Source organism: Sphingomonas sp. Leaf412, from assembly GCF_001425405.1.
Lineage (GTDB): Bacteria > Pseudomonadota > Alphaproteobacteria > Sphingomonadales > Sphingomonadaceae > Sphingomonas.
Genome location: NZ_LMQP01000001.1, coordinates 669300 through 686799 on the forward strand (window position 1 = coordinate 669300; position 17500 = coordinate 686799).

The window sequence follows — 17500 nt, forward strand, 5'->3', positions numbered from 1 at the left end:
GCGCCACCTGCGCTTGGGCTTCGACTTCGCTCAGCCCGAACGGGGTTGGGGCGGAGGGTGGGGTGAGGGTGGCGCAATGTCGCATCCGACGCGCCCGGCAAACACCCGGCAATCGCCCGCCAAGCCGGCAAATGTGTGCCGCAGTAACCGTTTCTGCACCCCTCCCGGGTTAACCACGGCCCACACAATAACGGGATTCGCCCATGTTTCCGGCCATCGGCCTCGTCGTCCTTCTCGCCATGGTGTTCGGCGGATTCGCCATCACCGGCGGCGCGCTCGGCCCCGTCATGCATGCGATCCCGCACGAGATGCTCATCATCGGCGGCGCCGCGGCGGGCGCGCTCATCATCGGCAATTCGGGCAAGGAACTGAAGGCCATGGGCGGCGGCCTGGGCAAGGTCTTCAAGGGGCCGAAGTACAAGAAGCAGGATTATCTGGACGTCATCTTCCTCGTCAGCAAGCTGATGAAGATGCTGCGCATGGAAGGGCCGATCGCGCTGGAGCCGCATGTCGAGGATCCCAAGTCCTCCGCCGTGTTCGCCGAATATCCCCGCCTGCTGGCCGACCATACGCTGGTGAACCTGATCGCCGACACGCTGCGGCTGGTCGTCGTGTCGTCGGGCACGCTGGACGTCCATGCGGTCGAGGAGGTCATGGACCATTCGATCAAGAACCATCACCACGAAGTGCTGGGGCCGCAGCATACCCTGACCAGCCTGGCCGATTCGCTGCCCGCGCTGGGCATCGTCGCCGCGGTGCTGGGCATCGTCAAGACGATGGGGTCGATCGACAAGCCGCCGAGCGTACTGGGCGGGATGATCGGGTCCGCGCTGGTCGGCACGTTCATGGGCGTGTTGCTGGCGTACGGGATCGTCAATCCGCTGGCCAACCGGTTGCAGCAGGTGATCGATGCCGACGGCGCGATCTACGACGTGGTGAAGCAGATCATCATCGCCTCGCTCCACGGCCATCCGCAGCCGCTGGTGATCGAGGCGGCACGCGCGGGCATCGCGCACAAGAACCAGCCCGGCTTCGCCGAGGTGTTCGACGGCCTGCGGGGCAAGTAGGTGGCGAAGGCTGCACCCCATGGCAAGAACGAGCCGCCGAAGGTCATCGTGGTCAAGAAGATCACGGTGGTCGCAGGCGGGCACCACGGCGGCGCGTGGAAGGTCGCCTATGCCGATTTCGTGACCGCGATGATGGCGTTCTTCCTGCTGCTATGGCTGCTGGGCGCGACGAACGAGAAGCAGCGCAAGGGCATCGCGGACTATTTCGCGCCGACCCTGCTGGACAACCGGTCGCTGGGCATCGGCGGCAACGGCCCGGCGGGCGGCGAATCGGTGCTGTCCGAGAACAAGCTGGGCCCCAAGGCGGGCCAGGCGAACAAGCAGGCGATCATGATAAAGGCCGGGTCCGCCGGCGGCCCGATGCAGGGGTTCGGCGACAAGGGATCGCTGCGGTCCAGCCGCGCGGTGCAGGACGAGGACCGGAAGAACTTCGCGAAGCTCAAGGCCGAAGTGATGCGCAAGATCGCCGCGACCAAGGCGCTGGCGAAGCTGGGCAAGCACGTCCGCTTCACGATGACGCCCGACGGGATGCGGATCGACCTGATCGACGATGCGGATTATTCGATGTTCGCGCTGGGCACGACCGCGCTGGAAAGCGACGCGTCGAAGCTGGTCGGCATGGTGGCGGCGGGGATCCGCGAAACCGCGAACCCGATCATGATCCGCGGCCATACCGACAGCGTGCCCTTCGGCGACCCGCGCGCGATGAACAACTGGATGCTGGCGTCGGGCCGGGCCGAGGCGACGCGCCGCCGGCTGGCGCTGGGTGGTATCCCGGAAGCGCGCTTCAACCGCATCGAAGGCGTCGCGGATCGCGAGCCGATGATCGCGAAGGACCCGATGGACCCGCGCAACCGGCGCGTGGCGGTGACCCTGCTGTATCGGCCGGGGACGTTCGGGCAATAGGCTTGAACGTCGGGGTTTTTGCATCTACATAAACGAACGTGGACGTCATATTCGACCCGGTGAAGGATGCGGCGAACCGTGCCAAACATGGTTTGTCGCTTGCAGACTTCACGGGGTTCGATGCGGCCCCCGTCATCGTTCCGGACGACCGGCACGATTACGGCGAAGCGCGTCCGTGCGTTCGGTCGCGTCGACGGGCAGGGGCGGTGTCTGGTGTTCACGGTGCGTGGCGGAGCGTTGCGTGCGATAAGCCTCCGGCATGCTCGCGAGAAGGAGATGCGTCGTTATGGCCTCTAAGCAACTGCCGCCGGTCGTGTTCGATGACGACAATCCCGAGTGGACGGAAGAGGATTTCGCGCGCGCGCGTCCGGCGCACGAGGTGCTGCCGCCCGAAGTCGTTGCCGCACTGACGCGCAAGACCGGCCGCCCCGCCGGTTCCGACAAGGAACAGGTGTCGCTGCGGCTCGACCGCGACGTCATTGCGCGGTTCAAGGCGGGGGGGCCGGGGTGGCAGACGCGGATGAATGCCGCGCTGCGCGCCGCCGCGGGGGTGTAGGCGCTATTTCGCGCCGGGTTCCCCGCCCCGCTCCTCGTCGCCGTACACCGCCACTTGGCGCCGCCCGGTCGAGGTGGCGATGCCGCGGTACATGCCCGAGGTGTTGAAGCTCCACGCCACATCCCCCGTCGGCCCGGTCACGATCACGCCGCCGCTGCCGCCCAGCGTCTTCACCTCCGCCATGACGGTGTCCGCCGCCTGTTGCAGCGTGTCGCCCTTGAAGCGAACGCGCGCGCAGATTTCGTGCGCGACGCCCGCGCGGATGAAGAATTCGCCCGATCCGGTCGCCGACACGGCGCAGGCGCGATCGTCGGCATAGGTGCCCGCGCCGATCAGCGGCGCATCGCCGACGCGACCCCAGCGCTTGCCCGTCACGCCGCCGGTGGAGGTCGCGGCGGCGACATGGCCGTCCGCATCGCGCGCGACCGCGCCGACGGTGCCGTATTTCATGTCGACGTCGAACCAGCCGACCTTCCTGGCCTTCAGTTCCTCCAGCTGGCGCCGGCGTTCGGGCGTGGCGAACCACGACGGGTCGACCTGCTCCAGCCCCTGTTCGCGGCTGAACGTGTCGGCGCCGTCCGCGATCAGGAACACGTGCGGGCTGTCGTCCTTCACCGCGCGTGCCAGGCTGACCGGATGGCGGGTGCGCGTCACGCCGGCGACCGCACCTGCGGACCGGTCGCGCCCGTCCATGATCGCGGCGTCGAGTTCGTTCTTCCCCTCATAGGTGAAGACCGCGCCGCGGCCCGCGTTGAAATGGGGATCGTCCTCCAGCACCTTCACCGCGGCCTCGACCGCGTCCACCGCGGCGCCGCCCTTCGCCAGCACCGCCTCTCCCGCGGCGAGCGCCTGCGCCAGCGCGGCGCGCGCGCCCGCGTCCTGTTCCTTCGTCACGCGGTCGCGATCGAGGACGCCCGCGCCGCCGTGGATCACGAGCGACCATTGCGGGGCGGTATCGGCGGCGGCGGTCATCAGCAGGGCTCCGAGGATCAGGGACATGAATGCCTCACACGATGGCGGGACGGGGGTCGACGTGCGTGCGCCGGGAGGCGTGGCGGCGCAAGCCGATCAGGGGGCGCAGCCACAGGATCGATCGCCCGCCGAAATAGAAGGCGAGGCAACCCGCGACCGTCGCCGCCACCAGCACGATGAAGTCGAGCCATATCGGCAGGCCCGCGGGCAGCAGCAGCCAGGCGACGACGACAATCACGGTCTGATGCACGATGTAGAAGGGGAACACCGCCTCGGTCAGCATCGGGCGCCAGCGGTGGTCGCGGTTCCAGTGGCGGTCGGCGAATCCGATCAGCGCGGCGACCGCGGTCCATCCTTCCACCGCGCGCGCGATCGAGAATATCTGGCCGAAGGGTCGGGGCATCGTGCCGCCGGGCCAGCGGATCTCGATCCCCGCGACCACGGCATAGGACGCGATCGCGATCACCGCGCTGGCGGGCCACCAGCGGCGCAGGTCGGCCAGGGTGTGCGGCGCGGCGGCCATCGCGAAGCCGAACAGGAACGCGGGGAAATAGCTGAAATGCGCGACCCAGTCGTCGGTCAGCATGTGCGTCTCGCGCGCGCCGGGGAACAGCCAGAAGCTGACGAGCACCATCCACGCCAGCGGCACGACCAGCAGGGCGGGGCCGCGCGCGACGGCGTCGAACCCGCGCTGTATCGCGCGACGGGCTCCGGCCGGGGTCGCCCCGACCATGACCGCCAGCGCGAGGGAATAGACCCACAGATAGCCGACGAACCACAGATGGTTCCACGTCGGCAGCACCAGCGGCCCGAGCGTGCCGAAACGGAAATAGTCGTGTAGCCAGAAATGCGCGAAGCCGAAGGTGTAGCCGTATTTGGTGGTCAGTTCGACCCATGCCTGCGGCGGCACGATCACCGCCACCCCGAACGCAAGCGGTACCAGAAGGCGCAGCGAGCGTTGCCGCGCGAATTTCGCCGCGCCCGCATTGCGTTTCAGCAAGGCGCGGCTGGCATAGCCCGACACGACGAACAACAGGCTGAGCCGCCACGGGTTAGACGCCATCATCGGCACCGTCGCCCACCACGCGCCGGGCAGTTTCGCATGGAAATCCCACGGCACGAACACCATGCCGACATGGTACAGGATCAGGATCGCGAACGCCCCGATGCGGAGCCAGTCGAGGCCGTAGTGACGTTGCACGCCGCGCCGCCTAGCAGCTTCGCGGCGGGGAGGCTAATTCCGTGCCGGGACGCGGGTTTCGCGACCGCGGCGGTGCCGCCTTTTCCCTGTCACGCCGCTGGGGTATAGGGGCGGCATGTCCATTCGTCCCTGGCGCGATATCCAGCGCCGCGAGAGCCGCCAGATCATGGTCGGCAACGTCCCCGTCGGCGGGGGTGCGCCCGTCACCGTGCAGACGATGACCAATACGCCCACCAGCGACCCCGGCGCCACGATCGACCAGATCCGGCGGTGCGAGGAGGCGGGGGTGGACATCATCCGCGTGTCCTGTCCCGACGTCGAATCGACCGCCGCGCTGGGCCGGATCGTGCGCGCCGCCAACGTGCCGATCGTCGCGGACATCCATTTCCACTACAAGCGCGCGCTGGAGGCGGCGGATGCGGGTGCGGCGTGCCTGCGCATCAACCCGGGCAACATCGGTTCGGCCGCGCGCGTGAAGGAAGTGGTCGACGCGGCGAAATCGAACGGCTGCGCGATCCGCATCGGCGTCAACGGCGGGTCGCTGGAACGCCACCTGCTGGAGAAATACGGGGAGCCGTGTCCGGACGCCTTGGTCGAGAGCGCATTGGACCACATCAAGCTGTTGCAGGACCACGACTTCCACGAATTCAAGGTCGCGGTGAAGGCGTCGGACCTGTTCCTGGCGGTGGCGGCGTACCAGCAGCTGGCGGAGCAGGTCGATTGCCCGCTTCACCTGGGCATCACCGAGGCGGGCGGCTTCGTCGGCGGTACCGTCAAGAGCGCGATCGGGATGGGCAGCCTGCTGTGGTACGGGATCGGCGACACGATCCGCGTGTCGCTGTCGGCCGAGCCCGAGGAGGAAGTGCGCGTCGGGTTCGAGATCCTGAAGGCGCTGGGCATCCGCAACCGCGGCGTCCGCGTCGTCAGCTGCCCGTCGTGCGCGCGGCAGGGGTTCGACGTGATCCGGACGGTCCAGGCGCTGGAGGAACGGCTCCAGCATATCCGCACGCCGATGAGCCTGTCGGTGCTGGGCTGCGTCGTCAACGGGCCGGGCGAGGCGCGGGAGACCGATATCGGGATCACCGGCGGCGGCAACGGCAAGCACATGGTCTATCTGTCGGGCGTGACCGATCACCATGTGCAGGACGCCGGAATGATCGACCATATCGTGAAGCTGGTCGAGGCGAAGGCGGCGGAGATCGAGGCGGCGGACCGGACCGCGCAAGCGGCGCAGGTACTGGCGGCGGAATAGGTCCTATGATACTGTTTTGGTATCGGAGGTGAATCATGACCTATCATGCCAAGGTAATCGCAGGCGGGAAGATCGTGATTCCTGCGGACCTGCGGCGCGAACTTGGCCTGAAGGACGGTGATTCGGTGTCGCTCGATAGCGGGTCCGGCGGGATCGTTCTGCGACGCGACGATCCCGATGCCGCGCTTGCGCGCCTGCGCGATGGAATGAAGGGATATACCGTCGACCAGTTCCTGCGCGAGCGGCGTGCGGACTGGGGAGAATGAGGCAGGTCGTCGATGCGTCGGTCGTCCTCGCCTTTCTGCTCAACGAACCCGGCGGCGATATCCTCGTTCGTGACGAAGGCCCCTTCCTGCTATCGACCGTCACCCTCGCGGAGATACTGACGAAGGTGATCGAGCGCGAGTTGAGCGCCGACGACGTCACGCTCGTGCTGCGCCGCCTGCCGATCCAGTATATCGATCACGACCGCGACGATGCGCGGCGCGCGGCCGATCTTCGGCCGCTGACCATCGCGCTCGGCCGATCGCTGGGCGATCGCATCTGTCTGGCGCTGGCGCAGCGGTTCGACATTCCCGTGCTCACTGCGGATCATGCGTGGGCGCAACTGGACATCGGCATCGACGTCCGCCTGATCCGATGACGGCGCGGCCGCTCTCGCCCGCAATCGCCTTCGCGGTGGCGGCGGGGGGAATCGGGCTGTTCTCGATCATGGACGCGTTCATGAAGTCGCTGACGCTGGCGCTGGGCGTCTACAATGCGCTGGCGTGGCGGACCGCGTTGTCGGCGATGCTGGGCGGGGTGGCGTGGAAGGCGAGCGGGGGCGGGTGGCCGTCGCGGCGGGCGGCGCGGCTGCACCTGCTGCGCGGCGCCATTACCGCGGTGATGGCGTTGCTGTTCTTCTGGGGCCTGGCGCGCGTGCCGATGGCGCAGGCGATCGCGCTGTCGTACATCGCGCCGCTGCTGGCGCTGCTGCTCGGTGCCGTGGCGCTGGGGGAGCGGGTCGGGGCGCGGACCGTGGGCGCGTCCGTCGCGGCATTGGGCGGGGTCGCCATCATCATGGCGGGGCACCGCAGCGCGGCGCTGGGGCCGGAGGCGTTCCTGGGTGCGGTCGCGATCCTCGTCTCCGCCGTGCTGTATGCCGTGAACCTGGTCGTCGCGCGGGTGCAGAGCCAGGCGGCGCGGCCGGGCGAGATCGCGTTCTTCCAGTCCGCGATCGTCGCGGGTCTGTTGCTTCTTGCCGCGCCGTGGCTGCTGGTCGTGCCGCCAACGGGCGAATATTGGAAGATCGCGTGCGGGGCGGCGCTGGCGACCGCGTCGCTGTTCCTGCTGGCCTGGGCCTATGCGCATGGCGAGACGGGGTATCTGGCGACGACGGAATATACGTCGTTCGTCTATGCCGCGGTGCTTGGGTGGCTGGCGTTCGGGGAGCGGGTGGCGACGACGACCCTGCTGGGCGCGGCGGTAATCGTGGCGGCGTGCCTGTATGCGGCGCGGCGGCGACCGGCGAAGGTATTGGAGGTGGCGGCATGATCGTTCGGGATGCGACGCCGGCGGATGTGGCGACGATCCTGCGGTTCGTGCGCGAACTGGCGGCGTACGAGCGGGAGCCGGACGCGGTCGTCGCGACGGAGGCGATGCTGCACGCCGCGCTGTTCGGCACGTCGCCCGCGGCGGAGGCGGTGATCGCGGAGGACGGCGTGCCCGTGGGGTTCGCGTTGTTCTTCCACAACTTCTCGACGTGGGAGGGAAGGCGCGGGCTGTACCTGGAGGATCTGTACGTCACGCCCGACGCGCGCGGGCGCGGGGCGGGGAAGGCGTTGCTGGCGCATCTGGCGGGGATCGCGGTCGATCGCGGGTGCGCGCGGTTCGAATGGTCGGTGCTGGACTGGAACGCGCCCGCGATCGGTTTCTATCGCGCGATCGGCGCGGTGGGGATGGAGGAGTGGACGATCCAGCGGTTGAGCGGCGATGCGTTGCGGCGGCTGGCGGTGAAAGCGTGATGGCGTGGGTGCTGCTGATCGCGGGCGGGTTGTTCGAGGTGGGGTTCACCACCTGCCTGCGTTATGCCGACGGGTTCCGGAACCTGCCGTGGACGCTGGGCTTCCTGGTTTCGGTCACGCTGTCGATGGTGCTGCTGGAGATGGCGGCGCGGACGATCCCGATGGGGACCGCCTATGCGGTGTGGACCGGGATCGGCGCGTTGGGAACCGTGGTGATCGGGATGCTGTGGTTCGGCGAGGCGGCGACGCCGGTGCGGCTGTTGCTGATCGCAGGGGCGGTGGCGTGTATCGCGGGGCTGAAGCTGACGGGCGCGCCGGCGTGACGCTGGGCACGGGGCGATCGACCGGGTTGTGGAGGCGATGGCGCCGGCAGGGACGGTGACGCACCGCGGATGATGGGCGGGGGTGCGGGACGTAGAGCGCCCGCCCTGGTTCCTCGTCATGTCGGGCGCTACCCGCCGTCACCGCCGCGGCACGACAAATTTCGCCGCTCGTGCTGCATGGTGGACCCCGGGACGAGCCCGGGGTGACGTCGTTCCTTATTCCCGCCCCGTGTCGTCCGCCTCGTGCGGTTCCTCGCCCTTGGCCTTCGCCGCGTCGTAGCGGTCGATCGCTTCCATCACGATGCGGCGCGCCTCGTCGCGGTCGCCCCAGGTGCCGATGCGCACCCACTTCTTCTTCTCCAGGTCCTTGTAGTGGGTGAAGAAGTGCTCGATCTGCTCGAACACGATCTCCGGCATGTCCCCGCGCTCGCCGACGTTGGAGTAATAGGGGAAGGTCGAATCGACCGGCACGCACACCAGCTTCTCGTCCCCGCCGGCCTCGTCCTCCAGGTTCAGCACCGCGATCGGGCGCGCGCGCACGACGCAGCCGGGGATGAAGGGCGAGCGCGCGACGACCAGCGCGTCGAGCGGGTCGCCGTCGGGCGACAGCGTGTGGGGCACGAACCCGTAATTCGCCGGATAGCGCATCGGCGTGTGCAGGATGCGGTCGACGAACAGCGCGCCCGACGCCTTGTCGAACTCGTACTTCACCGGCTCGCCGCCCGTCGGGACCTCGATGATGACGTTCAGGTCGTCGGGCGCGGCGCGCCCCACGGGGATCAGGTCGATGCGCATGGATTCTCCATTGTCTGTCGATCAGGTCGGCCTCAGCGCGGGGCGAGCAGCCTGTCGAGGCCACCTTCCCCGGTGCCGATCTTCTCCAGCCGCGGGTAGCGCAGGCCCCCGTGATAGTCGAGGGCGACGGTGCGGAAGCGATCGCCGTCCTTCACGGTCAGCTGCACCGGTTCCTTCGTCCCCTTCGCCGCCGCGATCGCGGTCTTCAGCCGGTCGGGCGTGAAGGCGTCGCCGTTCACCGCCTGGATCGTGTCGCCGACGGTCATCCCCGCGGCGAAGGCGGGCGAATCCCACGTCACGCCCGATACCTCGCCCGTCGTGCCGACGACGAAGCCGCCCGAGAAGGTCAGGTCCGCGATCTTGCGCGTCGCCTCGTTCGCCTTGAACGACGGCGCGGCCATGTCGGTGTAGACCAGGCGATAGCCGTTGCGCGCGAAGCCGTCGATCGGCGCGCCCTTCGCATGTTCGGTCAGGCGGCGGTCGAGATAGCCCTTCCAGTCGTACGGCTGGATCGCGTTCAGCGTGCCCGCGACGTCGTCCAGCGTGTACGTGACCTCACCCCAGTCGCCGTCGCGGATGCCGAAGAAGGCGCGCGCGAAATCGTCGATCGACTTCGTCCCGCCCGACTTCTCGCGCAGCAGCGAATCGACGTCCATCCAGACCAGCAGCCCTTCGTTGTAATAATCCTCGCTCCGCTGCCAGCTGGTCCAGCCCTTCGGGCGGCGTTGCGAGATGATGGGGTCGTTGGTGGTGTCGAGCAGGTCGCGCCATGCCCGCGCGGGTTGCGAATCGTACAGCGCCATGATCGCGGCATATTGATCGAGCGTATCCTGCTTCGACACGAGGCCCGACCGCGCCTGGAGGACGTAGCCCCAGAATTGCGTCTGACCCTCGTACACCCACAACAGCGAATTGCGCATGGGGGTGCGATAGTCGGGGGTCCACGAATCGGCGCCGCGGCGGAATTTCCCGTCCCAGCTGTGCGCGAATTCGTGCGGCAGCAGGTTGCGGCGGCCGGGGCCGTCGTTCCATTTCGTGAAATAGCCCGGCGTCACGCCGTTCTCGCTCGACCGGTGATGCTCCAGCCCGATGCCGCCCAGCTGGTCGGTGATCGACAGCAGGAAGGTGTAGCGGTCGTAATGCTGCGCGCCGAAGGTCTTCGCCGATTGTTCGACCAGGCGGCGGTGCGCGTCGACCTGCGCGGGCGTGGCGGCGAGTTCGGCGGGATCGTCGGCATAGGCGGCGAGGCGGACGCGCGGGGTCAGGTCCCACACCTTCCCGTACTTGCCCGCGAGGATCGGGGAATCGACCAGCACTTCGTAGTTCGTCGTTTCGTAGGCGTAGGTCGCGCCGGTCACCTTCGCCGCCAGCGCGCCCGATGCGGTCCAGCCGTCGGGGTAGCGGACCGTCATCTGCACCGGGATCTGGCGCGTGAAATGGCCCGCGGGATACAGGCTGACGGAATTGGGCTGCAGCGAGATCATCGTGGGGGTCATGACGATGCGGCCCTGATCCGCCTTCGTCGCGGAAACGAACTGGAACCGCGCCTCGACCGCCTTCGCGCCCGCGGGGACCTGGATGTGGAAGGCGGTGACGTCGACCGGATCGCGGGTCCAGTCGATCCGCTTGCCGCCCGCGGTGATGACGAGGCCCGCCAGCTTGTCGATCTCGCCGCGCGGGCTGTGTGCGCCGGGAAGCCATTTGGGGAACAGCAACGTCATGCGCTCCGCCTTCGCGACCGGGATCGTCTCCACCACGCGCAGGATGCCGCGTTGGGTGTCGGTGGCGTCCACGTCGAGGCGGATCGTGCCGGGATAGCGCACGTCGCGTGGCGCGGGGATGGCGTCGACGAAGGGCACCGGCTGCGGCGCGGAATTGCCGGCGGGGACCTGCGCGCCAACGGGCAGGGGCGCGGACGTGGAGCAGAGGAGCGTGGCGGCGAGGATGCGGCGGATCATGAGGCGTCCCGTTATGGTCGTTATGCCGATCGCTTAGGCGGCGCGGCGGCGATGCGTCCAGTCCCGACGGGTGCCGGGCGCATCCGGGGCGACGTCGGCAAGTCGTTGTTTTTGCTTCGGCCCGAACCGCGAATGTTGCGAATGTTGAGGCGATAGCGCGGTTTCGGCGGCCGGGCGCACGGCGGCCGCCGGTCGGGAAACGCGCCTGTTCCCTGGGGTCGGGGGTTTTGCACACCACATACGGTCGTCCTCGCGGCACGATGGATGCCGGGACGGGTCCGGCAAGACGATCATGCACGGCGCCGGGGATGTAGGACAGCCGCGCCTCAGCCGCCGCCCAGGATGTTGATCGTGAAGGCGAGGATGCCGAGGTTGAAGACGAACGCCGCCACCGACTGCCCCGTCGCGACGCGGCGCATCGCGCGGCTTTCGATCGCCACGTCGCTGGTCTGGAACGTCATGCCCAGCGTCACCGCGAAATACAGGAAGTCGCCATAGTCGGGCGTGTCGGTGCCGGGGAAGGACAGCCCGCCCGTGTCCACGCCGTCGCGCGCCATATAATAGAGGTGGGCGTAATGCAGCGCGTAGACGACGTTGGCGAACGCCCAGGCGAGCGCGAGCGTCGCGAGGACCAGTGCCGTATCGCCGCGCCCGGGGCGTTGCAGTTCCGCCGCGACCGCGACCAGCACCGCGCCGCTGGCGATGACGGCGAAGGCCAGCATCTCCGCCCGGTTGGCGTCGGTGGCCTTGGCGGTGGCGCGCATCTGCGCCGCGCTGTCGCGGCGGAACAGCGACGGCATCGACGCGAGGAAGGCGAGCGTGGCGGCGTCGAAGGCCAGCATCGGGCCGTGGCTCCACCCGTGCCATGCGATCGCGAGCGGCAGCGCGACGACGAAGACCAGCAGGAACAGCAGGAAGCGGGGTGGGGCGAGGCGCGCCATGGGGGGGGTGCTAGCGCGTCGGCCCGCGCTCGCCTAGATAGCCGCCCGAAATGGCCCGTATCCAGACCCCCCAGCGCGTGCGCGGCACGCAGGACATCTTCCGCGAGAACCAGCGTCGCTTCGCGCACGTGCTCGACACGTTCGACCGCGTGCGGCGCCTGTATTGCTTCGAACGCGTCGAAGTGCCCATGTTCGAGGACACGCAGGTGTTCGCGCGCAGCATCGGCGAGACGACCGATGTCGTGTCGAAGGAGATGTACACCTTTCCCGACAAGGGCGGGGATTCGCTGACGCTGCGGCCCGAATTCACCGCGGGGATCGCGCGCGCGTACATCACCGAAGGATGGCAGCAATATGCGCCGCTGAAGCTGGTCACCGGCGGGGCGGTGTTCCGCTACGAACGGCCGCAGAAGGGGCGGTATCGCCAGTTCCACCAGATCGACGCCGAGATACTGGGCGCGCCCGAGCCGGCGGCGGATGTGGAATTGCTGTGCCTGGCGGACCAGTTGCTGCACGAGCTGGGGATCGCGGACGGCGTGACGTTGCAGCTGAACACGCTGGGCGATGCGGAAACGCGCGAGGCGTGGCGCGCGGCACTGGTGGCGCATTTCGCGGCGCATCGGGGGACGTTGAGCGAGGAAAGCCTGGCGCGGCTGGAGAAGAATCCGCTGCGTATCCTCGATTCCAAGGATCCGCGCGATCGGCCGGTCGCGGACAGTGCGCCGGATATCGACGCGTTCCTGACGGTGGAGGCGCGCGCGTTCTTCGACGCGGTGACCGCGGGGCTGGATGCGGCGGGGGTGCGCTGGACACGCAATCCGCGGCTGGTGCGCGGGCTCGACTATTACCGGCATACCGCGTTCGAGTTCGTGACCGACCGGCTGGGCGCGCAGGGGACCGTGCTGGCGGGCGGGCGGTATGACGGGCTGGTCGAGTCGCTGGGCGGGCCGACGACCGCGGGCGTGGGCTGGGCCGCGGGGGTGGAGCGGCTGGCGATGCTGGTGGAGGAGCCGGCGGCGGCGCGGCCGGAGGTCGTGCTGGTGGTCGAGGACGATGCGGCGCTGGCCGAGGCGGTCGCGGCGTTGGCGCGGTTGCGGCGCGGGGGCGTCGCGGCGGAACTGGTGGCGACGGGATCGCCGAAGAAGCGGTACGACAAGGCGTTGAAGCTGGAGCCGGCGGAGACGGTCACTTTTTCTGCGCTGACCGGTGACAATGGAGAGGTGGCAACGCAATCTCGGATTCGGCGTCTTCGTGGCGACATTTCGCGGGTGCAGGAGGTGTTGCGTTGAACTGTCCCCGTTCCCCGGCGAAGGCCGGGGTCCAGTCTCGGCGCGCAGCGCCGATCGCGCTGCCGCGCGTTTCCTTTTTCCGGGCTGGGCCCCGGCCTTCGCCAGGGAACGGGGTGGCGTCGTGACCACCATCTCCCCCGAACGGATCGCGCAGATCGAGGCGCGGCGGGATGAACTTGCGGCTTTGATGTCGACCGGCAGCCTCGACGGCGAGCGCTTCGTCGCGGTGTCGAAGGAATATGCCGAGCTGGAACCCGTCGCGCAGGCGGCGGGCGAGGTGCGGCGGTTGCGGCAGGAGGCGGAGAGCCTCGCCTATATGACGCAGGATGCCGACGCGGAACTGCGCGGCATGGCGGAGGAGGAATTGCGCGAGAACCGCGCGGCGCTGGGCGAGGCGGACCGGCGGCTCGCGCTCGCCTTGCTGCCGCGCGACGCGGCGGACCAGCGGTCGGCGATGCTGGAATTGCGCGCGGGCACGGGCGGGGACGAGGCGGCGCTGTTCGCGGGCGACCTGTTCCGGATGTACCAGCGCTATGCCGAGGGGCAGGGGTGGCGGGTCGAGCTGATCTCCGCCAGCGACAGCGATGCGGGCGGGTTCAAGGAAGTCGTCGCCAGCGTCACCGGCACCGGCGTGTTCGCGAAGCTGAAGTTCGAGAGCGGGGTCCACCGCGTGCAGCGCGTGCCCGCGACCGAGAGCGGCGGGCGTATCCATACGTCGGCGGCGACGGTGGCGGTATTGCCGGAGGCGGAGGAGGTCGACGTCCAGATCGACGAGGCGCGCGACCTGAGGATCGATGTCTATCGGTCGTCGGGGCCGGGCGGGCAGTCGGTCAACACCACCGACAGCGCGGTCCGGATCACGCATCTTCCCACCGGGCTGGTCGTGATCCAGCAGGACGAGAAGTCGCAGCACAAGAACAAGGCCAAGGCGCTGAAGGTCCTGCGCACCCGCCTGTACGAGGCGGAGCGCGAGCGGCTGGCGGCGGAGCGATCGGGCACGCGCAAGGCGATGGTGGGATCGGGCGACCGGTCCGAACGCATCCGCACGTACAATTTCCCGCAGGGGCGCGTGACGGACCACCGCATCAACCTGACGCTGCATCGCCTGCCCGAGATATTGCAGGGCGACATGGACGAGCTGATCGGCGCGCTGATCGCGCAGGACGAGGCGGAGCGGCTGGCGACGCTGGATGGGTAAAGGTGTTGTTCGCGCGAAGACGCGAAGGCGCGAAGGTAGAAGGAAGGTTGTTCGCGCGGAGGCGCGGAGACGCGGAGACGTTGTGGCGGCGGCCTGGTCCCGGCTGCCTCGGCGGCCGGTACATGAGGCTGCCGGGAGAGTGAGGGTCTCGCTGCGCGAGACGAGTGCCGATGGCGTATCGCCTCTGCGCCTCTGCGCCTCTGCGCGAACCCCCTTCTTCCTTCGCGCCTTCGCGTCTTCGCGTGAACCGATGTTCCCGACATGACGGCCCGCGAAGCGCTGAACGAAGCCACCGCCCAATTCGGGTTTTCGGCCACGCCGCGGCTGGATGCGGAATTGCTGCTGGCGCATGCGCTGGGGATCACGCGCGAGCGGTTGTTGCTGACGCTGGGGGACCACGACGTGCCGCCCGCGTTCGATGCGCTGGTCGAGCGGCGCGCGCGGCAGGAGCCGGTGGCGTATCTGACGGGGACGCGCGCGTTCTGGACGATCGACCTGGTGGTGGGGCCGGGCGTATTGGTGCCGCGCGCCGACAGCGAGACGTTGATCGAGGCGGCGGTCGATCATTTCGCGGGGACGGCGGGGCCGGCGCGCGTGCTGGATCTGGGCACCGGGCCGGGGACGCTGCTGCTCGCCGCGCTGGCGCAATGGCCGGGGGCGACGGGGCTGGGGGTCGATGCGTCGGACGAGGCGCTGGGCTACGCCGTGCGCAACGCCGCGGCGCTCGCGATGGCGGATCGGGCGCGCTTCCTGCGCGGCGACTGGGCGCGGGGAGTGGACGGGCGGTTCGACCTGATCCTCGCCAACCCGCCCTATATCGCCGCCGACGCGGTGCTGCCGGACGAGGTGGCGCGGTACGAGCCGGGCGCGGCCCTGTTCGCGGGCGCGCAGGGACTGGACGATTATCGCCGCATCGCCCCCGACCTGCCGCGGCTGCTGTCGCCCGGCGGGGTCGCCTGTATCGAGATCGGGCACGATCAGGCGGATCGGGTGGCCGCGCTGCTGGACGCGCAGGGATTGCGCACGACGCTGCGTCGCGACCTGGGCGGGAACGACCGCTGCCTCGTCGCGACGGCCCGAAGCGGTGCGCGGGCGCACGATATTTTGCTTTGAGAACGGGACGCGACCGTCTAGACATGGCGCCGGGGCCCGCAACATCGACACCATCGGTCGTTCGGGCGGCAGGCCCTCCCTTCGTCATCAGCCACCGACCGTCGGCGGCCATGGCAACCCCGGCACGCTGGCCCAGCGCCCGTGTCGGCGTAGAGGTGCAACCCGCTGCGGGAGCGGACGCCGTTCGGATCGAACGGGCTTTGTATCAGGAACGGGAACGCTGATTTGATCAACAACCGGCAGCAGAACGGCCGCCGTCGCGGCCGTGGTGGTGGCAACCCGCGCCAGGGTGGCGGCGGTGGCGGCCAGGGACAGCGCGACAGCGGCAACCGGATCGACAGCCGCGCGCGGGGCAATGCGGCGCAGCTGCACGAGAAATACCGCAACATGGCGCGCGACGCGCAGATGCAGGGCGACCGGGTCAACACCGAATATTACCTGCAATTCGCCGACCATTATTTCCGCGTGCTGGCCGACCAGCGCGGGCGCAGCGACGAGCCGCAGCAGCAGCGCCGCCAGCGCGACGATTTCGACGCGTTCGACGACGACGGCGATTTCGGCGACGAGGGCGATGCGATCCGCGCCGACGAACTGCCGCGCGGGTCGGAGAACGACAACCGCGCGCCGCGCGCCGACCGCGAACAGCGCGACTATCGCGGGCGCGACGGCAACCGGGACGGCGGGCGCGAGACGCAGCGCGACGATCGCGGCAATCGCGATACGGGGCGCGATACCGGCCGCGATCAGGGGCGCGAGGATCGCGGGAACCGCGAGCAGGGTCGCGAGACCGCGCGGGAGCAGGGGCGCGAGGATCGCGGGAATCGCGATCAGGGGCGTGACCAGCCGCGCGACCAGGGGCGCGAGCGCGAGCAGATGCGCGACGCGCCGCAACCGGAACCGCGCTTCCAGCGGGCGGCCGAACCCGCCAACGACTTCGCCGAACCCGAGCGCGCCGCCCCGGCCGAGGAGGCGCCCCGCCGCCGCCGCGCCGCGCGCAAGCCGCGCGAGGACGCGCCGGTGACGGACGCCGAGCCCGAGGGCGCGATCGCGCTGGAGGCCGACCGGCTTCCCCCCGCACTCGGCCTGTCGGCGGGTGTGCCGGACGACGAGGAGGCGCCCAAGCCGCGCCGCCGCCGCGTCCGCAGCGCCGCCGTGGACGCGCCGCAGGTCGGTTGACCCGCGCATCGCCGGACGATCGGACGGCGTCGGCACCCCCGGGTGCCGGCGCCGTTCGCGCGTTCAGCGCGGCGGCGCGTCGTGGTCCGGGGCGAAGGCGTCCACCGCCTCGTCGTGGCCGGTGCCCGAACTCATGAAGGCCAGGCCCATCAGCGCGCCCGCCATCGCGACCGATCCCACGACGCCACCCACCGTCGCCAGGATCGCGATCCAGCCGAGCGGGCCGTAGGCGCGCCCGACCAGCCACACCGCCACCGCCGCCGCGACGATGCCCACGGCGGTCATCGCGTACAGGATGCGGCGGAAGCGGCGCCACGCGAATCGGGCGTAGGCGGGATCGTCGAGGCCGTTCATCGCGGTTCCATCATCGCTTGCATCTGCGCGCGGACGTGGCACCTTTCCAGTCCTTACATCGCAGGAGAGGCAAGATGACCATCGCGGCCATCCTAGGGACCAAGGGCGCGGACGTCTTCACGATCGCGCCGGACACGGTGGTGGCCGCGGCGGTCGCGCTGCTGGCGACGCGCCGGATCGGGGCGGTGCCGGTGGTGGCGGACGGCGCGGTCGCGGGGGTCTTTTCCGAGCGCGACGTGATCCAGGCCCTGGCCGACGGCGATACCGCCGTTCTGTCGCATCGCGTCGAGGCGGTCATGACCGCGCCCGCGGTGACCGTCGGCGCGGGCGATTCGGCCCTCGGCGCCCTGTCGCTGATGACGCAGCGGCGGATCCGCCATCTGCCCGTGGTGGACG

Annotated in this window: 20 protein-coding genes (1 of these 20 running past the window's edge); 14 read left to right on the forward strand and 6 right to left on the reverse strand. The window is 69.5% G+C overall.

Going from position 1 to position 17500, the window contains the following annotated elements; genetic code table 11:
• Positions 1–203: 203 nt before the first annotated feature.
• The 3 genes from motA to ASG29_RS03215 all read left to right on the forward strand — a co-directional run bounded on the left by motA (position 204) and on the right by ASG29_RS03215 (position 2529).
• Positions 204–1067, forward strand: a complete 864-nt coding sequence (gene motA / locus ASG29_RS03205) for a flagellar motor stator protein MotA (RefSeq protein ID WP_055979983.1) — start codon at positions 204–206, stop codon at positions 1065–1067.
• Positions 1068–1973, forward strand: coding sequence for a flagellar motor protein MotB (locus tag ASG29_RS03210; RefSeq protein WP_055979987.1), 906 nt, complete (start codon positions 1068–1070; stop codon positions 1971–1973).
• A 286-nt stretch (positions 1974–2259) separates the two neighbouring features.
• Positions 2260–2529 carry a BrnA antitoxin family protein gene (locus ASG29_RS03215; protein ID WP_055979990.1) on the forward strand — a complete coding sequence of 90 codons (270 nt, stop codon included), beginning with the start codon at positions 2260–2262 and terminating at the stop codon, positions 2527–2529.
• A 3-nt stretch (positions 2530–2532) separates the two neighbouring features.
• Here the strand turns inward: ASG29_RS03215 and ASG29_RS03220 are convergent, their stop codons facing one another.
• Positions 2533–3528: an isoaspartyl peptidase/L-asparaginase family protein gene (locus tag ASG29_RS03220; RefSeq protein ID WP_235532742.1), complete on the reverse strand. Its 996-nt coding sequence runs from the start codon at positions 3526–3528 to the stop codon at positions 2533–2535.
• 7 nt (positions 3529–3535) lie between these two features.
• Positions 3536–4702: an acyltransferase family protein gene (locus tag ASG29_RS03225; RefSeq protein WP_055979993.1), complete on the reverse strand. Its 1167-nt coding sequence runs from the start codon at positions 4700–4702 to the stop codon at positions 3536–3538.
• Between the two features lie 115 nt (positions 4703–4817).
• Here ASG29_RS03225 and ispG point away from each other — a divergent pair, with 115 nt between their 5' ends.
• Genes ispG through ASG29_RS03255 form a run of 6 tightly spaced genes read left to right on the forward strand, consistent with a single transcriptional unit; the run spans position 4818 to position 8280 of the window.
• Positions 4818–5954 carry a flavodoxin-dependent (E)-4-hydroxy-3-methylbut-2-enyl-diphosphate synthase gene (ispG, locus tag ASG29_RS03230; RefSeq protein ID WP_055979996.1) on the forward strand — a complete coding sequence of 379 codons (1137 nt, stop codon included), beginning with the start codon at positions 4818–4820 and terminating at the stop codon, positions 5952–5954.
• 35 nt (positions 5955–5989) lie between these two features.
• Complete coding sequence (locus ASG29_RS03235; protein WP_055979998.1) at positions 5990–6220, forward strand: AbrB/MazE/SpoVT family DNA-binding domain-containing protein; 231 nt, start codon at positions 5990–5992, stop codon at positions 6218–6220.
• Positions 6217–6597, forward strand: a complete 381-nt coding sequence (locus ASG29_RS03240; RefSeq protein WP_055980000.1) for a type II toxin-antitoxin system VapC family toxin — start codon at positions 6217–6219, stop codon at positions 6595–6597. The genes ASG29_RS03235 and ASG29_RS03240 overlap by 4 nt, the downstream gene beginning before the upstream one ends.
• Positions 6594–7487: a DMT family transporter gene (locus ASG29_RS03245; RefSeq protein WP_055980002.1), complete on the forward strand. Its 894-nt coding sequence runs from the start codon at positions 6594–6596 to the stop codon at positions 7485–7487. Before ASG29_RS03240 ends, ASG29_RS03245 begins: the two co-directional genes overlap by 4 nt.
• Entirely contained in the window at positions 7484–7957 is a 474-nt protein-coding gene (locus ASG29_RS03250) for a GNAT family N-acetyltransferase (RefSeq protein ID WP_055980004.1), read from the forward strand. The genes ASG29_RS03245 and ASG29_RS03250 overlap by 4 nt, the downstream gene beginning before the upstream one ends.
• Complete coding sequence (locus ASG29_RS03255; RefSeq protein ID WP_055980007.1) at positions 7957–8280, forward strand: DMT family transporter; 324 nt, start codon at positions 7957–7959, stop codon at positions 8278–8280. Before ASG29_RS03250 ends, ASG29_RS03255 begins: the two co-directional genes overlap by 1 nt.
• A 216-nt stretch (positions 8281–8496) precedes the next feature.
• Here ASG29_RS03255 and ppa read toward each other — a convergent pair whose 3' ends face one another.
• The 3 genes from ppa to ASG29_RS03270 form a co-directional block, all read right to left on the reverse strand.
• A complete protein-coding gene (gene ppa / locus ASG29_RS03260; protein WP_055980010.1) occupies positions 8497–9075 on the reverse strand; it encodes an inorganic diphosphatase in 579 nt (192 codons plus the stop codon).
• Between the two features lie 32 nt (positions 9076–9107).
• Positions 9108–11033, reverse strand: a complete 1926-nt coding sequence (locus tag ASG29_RS03265) for a M61 family metallopeptidase (protein ID WP_055980013.1) — start codon at positions 11031–11033, stop codon at positions 9108–9110.
• A gap of 326 nt (positions 11034–11359) precedes the next feature.
• Entirely contained in the window at positions 11360–11974 is a 615-nt protein-coding gene (locus ASG29_RS03270; RefSeq protein WP_055980015.1) for a DUF1345 domain-containing protein, read from the reverse strand.
• A gap of 50 nt (positions 11975–12024) precedes the next feature.
• Between ASG29_RS03270 and hisS the strand changes: the two genes are divergently transcribed.
• The 4 genes from hisS to ASG29_RS03290 all read left to right on the forward strand — a co-directional run bounded on the left by hisS (position 12025) and on the right by ASG29_RS03290 (position 16750).
• Positions 12025–13263: a histidine--tRNA ligase gene (gene hisS, locus ASG29_RS03275; protein ID WP_055980018.1), complete on the forward strand. Its 1239-nt coding sequence runs from the start codon at positions 12025–12027 to the stop codon at positions 13261–13263.
• A gap of 121 nt (positions 13264–13384) precedes the next feature.
• Positions 13385–14461, forward strand: coding sequence for a peptide chain release factor 1 (prfA, locus tag ASG29_RS03280; protein WP_055980021.1), 1077 nt, complete (start codon positions 13385–13387; stop codon positions 14459–14461).
• Between the two features lie 261 nt (positions 14462–14722).
• On the forward strand, positions 14723–15574 hold the full coding sequence (gene prmC / locus ASG29_RS03285) for a peptide chain release factor N(5)-glutamine methyltransferase (RefSeq protein ID WP_055980023.1): 852 nt from the start codon (positions 14723–14725) through the stop codon (positions 15572–15574).
• A gap of 225 nt (positions 15575–15799) precedes the next feature.
• Positions 15800–16750 carry a DUF4167 domain-containing protein gene (locus tag ASG29_RS03290; RefSeq protein ID WP_055980026.1) on the forward strand — a complete coding sequence of 317 codons (951 nt, stop codon included), beginning with the start codon at positions 15800–15802 and terminating at the stop codon, positions 16748–16750.
• Positions 16751–16813: 63 nt separating this feature from the next.
• Here ASG29_RS03290 and ASG29_RS03295 read toward each other — a convergent pair whose 3' ends face one another.
• Positions 16814–17104 (reverse strand): hypothetical protein, encoded by a 291-nt coding sequence (locus ASG29_RS03295; protein ID WP_055980028.1) that lies wholly within the window; start codon positions 17102–17104, stop codon positions 16814–16816.
• A gap of 74 nt (positions 17105–17178) precedes the next feature.
• Between ASG29_RS03295 and ASG29_RS03300 the strand changes: the two genes are divergently transcribed.
• Positions 17179–17500 carry the 5' portion of a CBS domain-containing protein gene (locus ASG29_RS03300; protein WP_055980031.1) on the forward strand. Its footprint extends 107 nt past the window's final position, so the window shows 322 of its 429 coding nt (coding positions 1–322); it begins with the start codon at positions 17179–17181; the stop codon falls past the right edge of the window.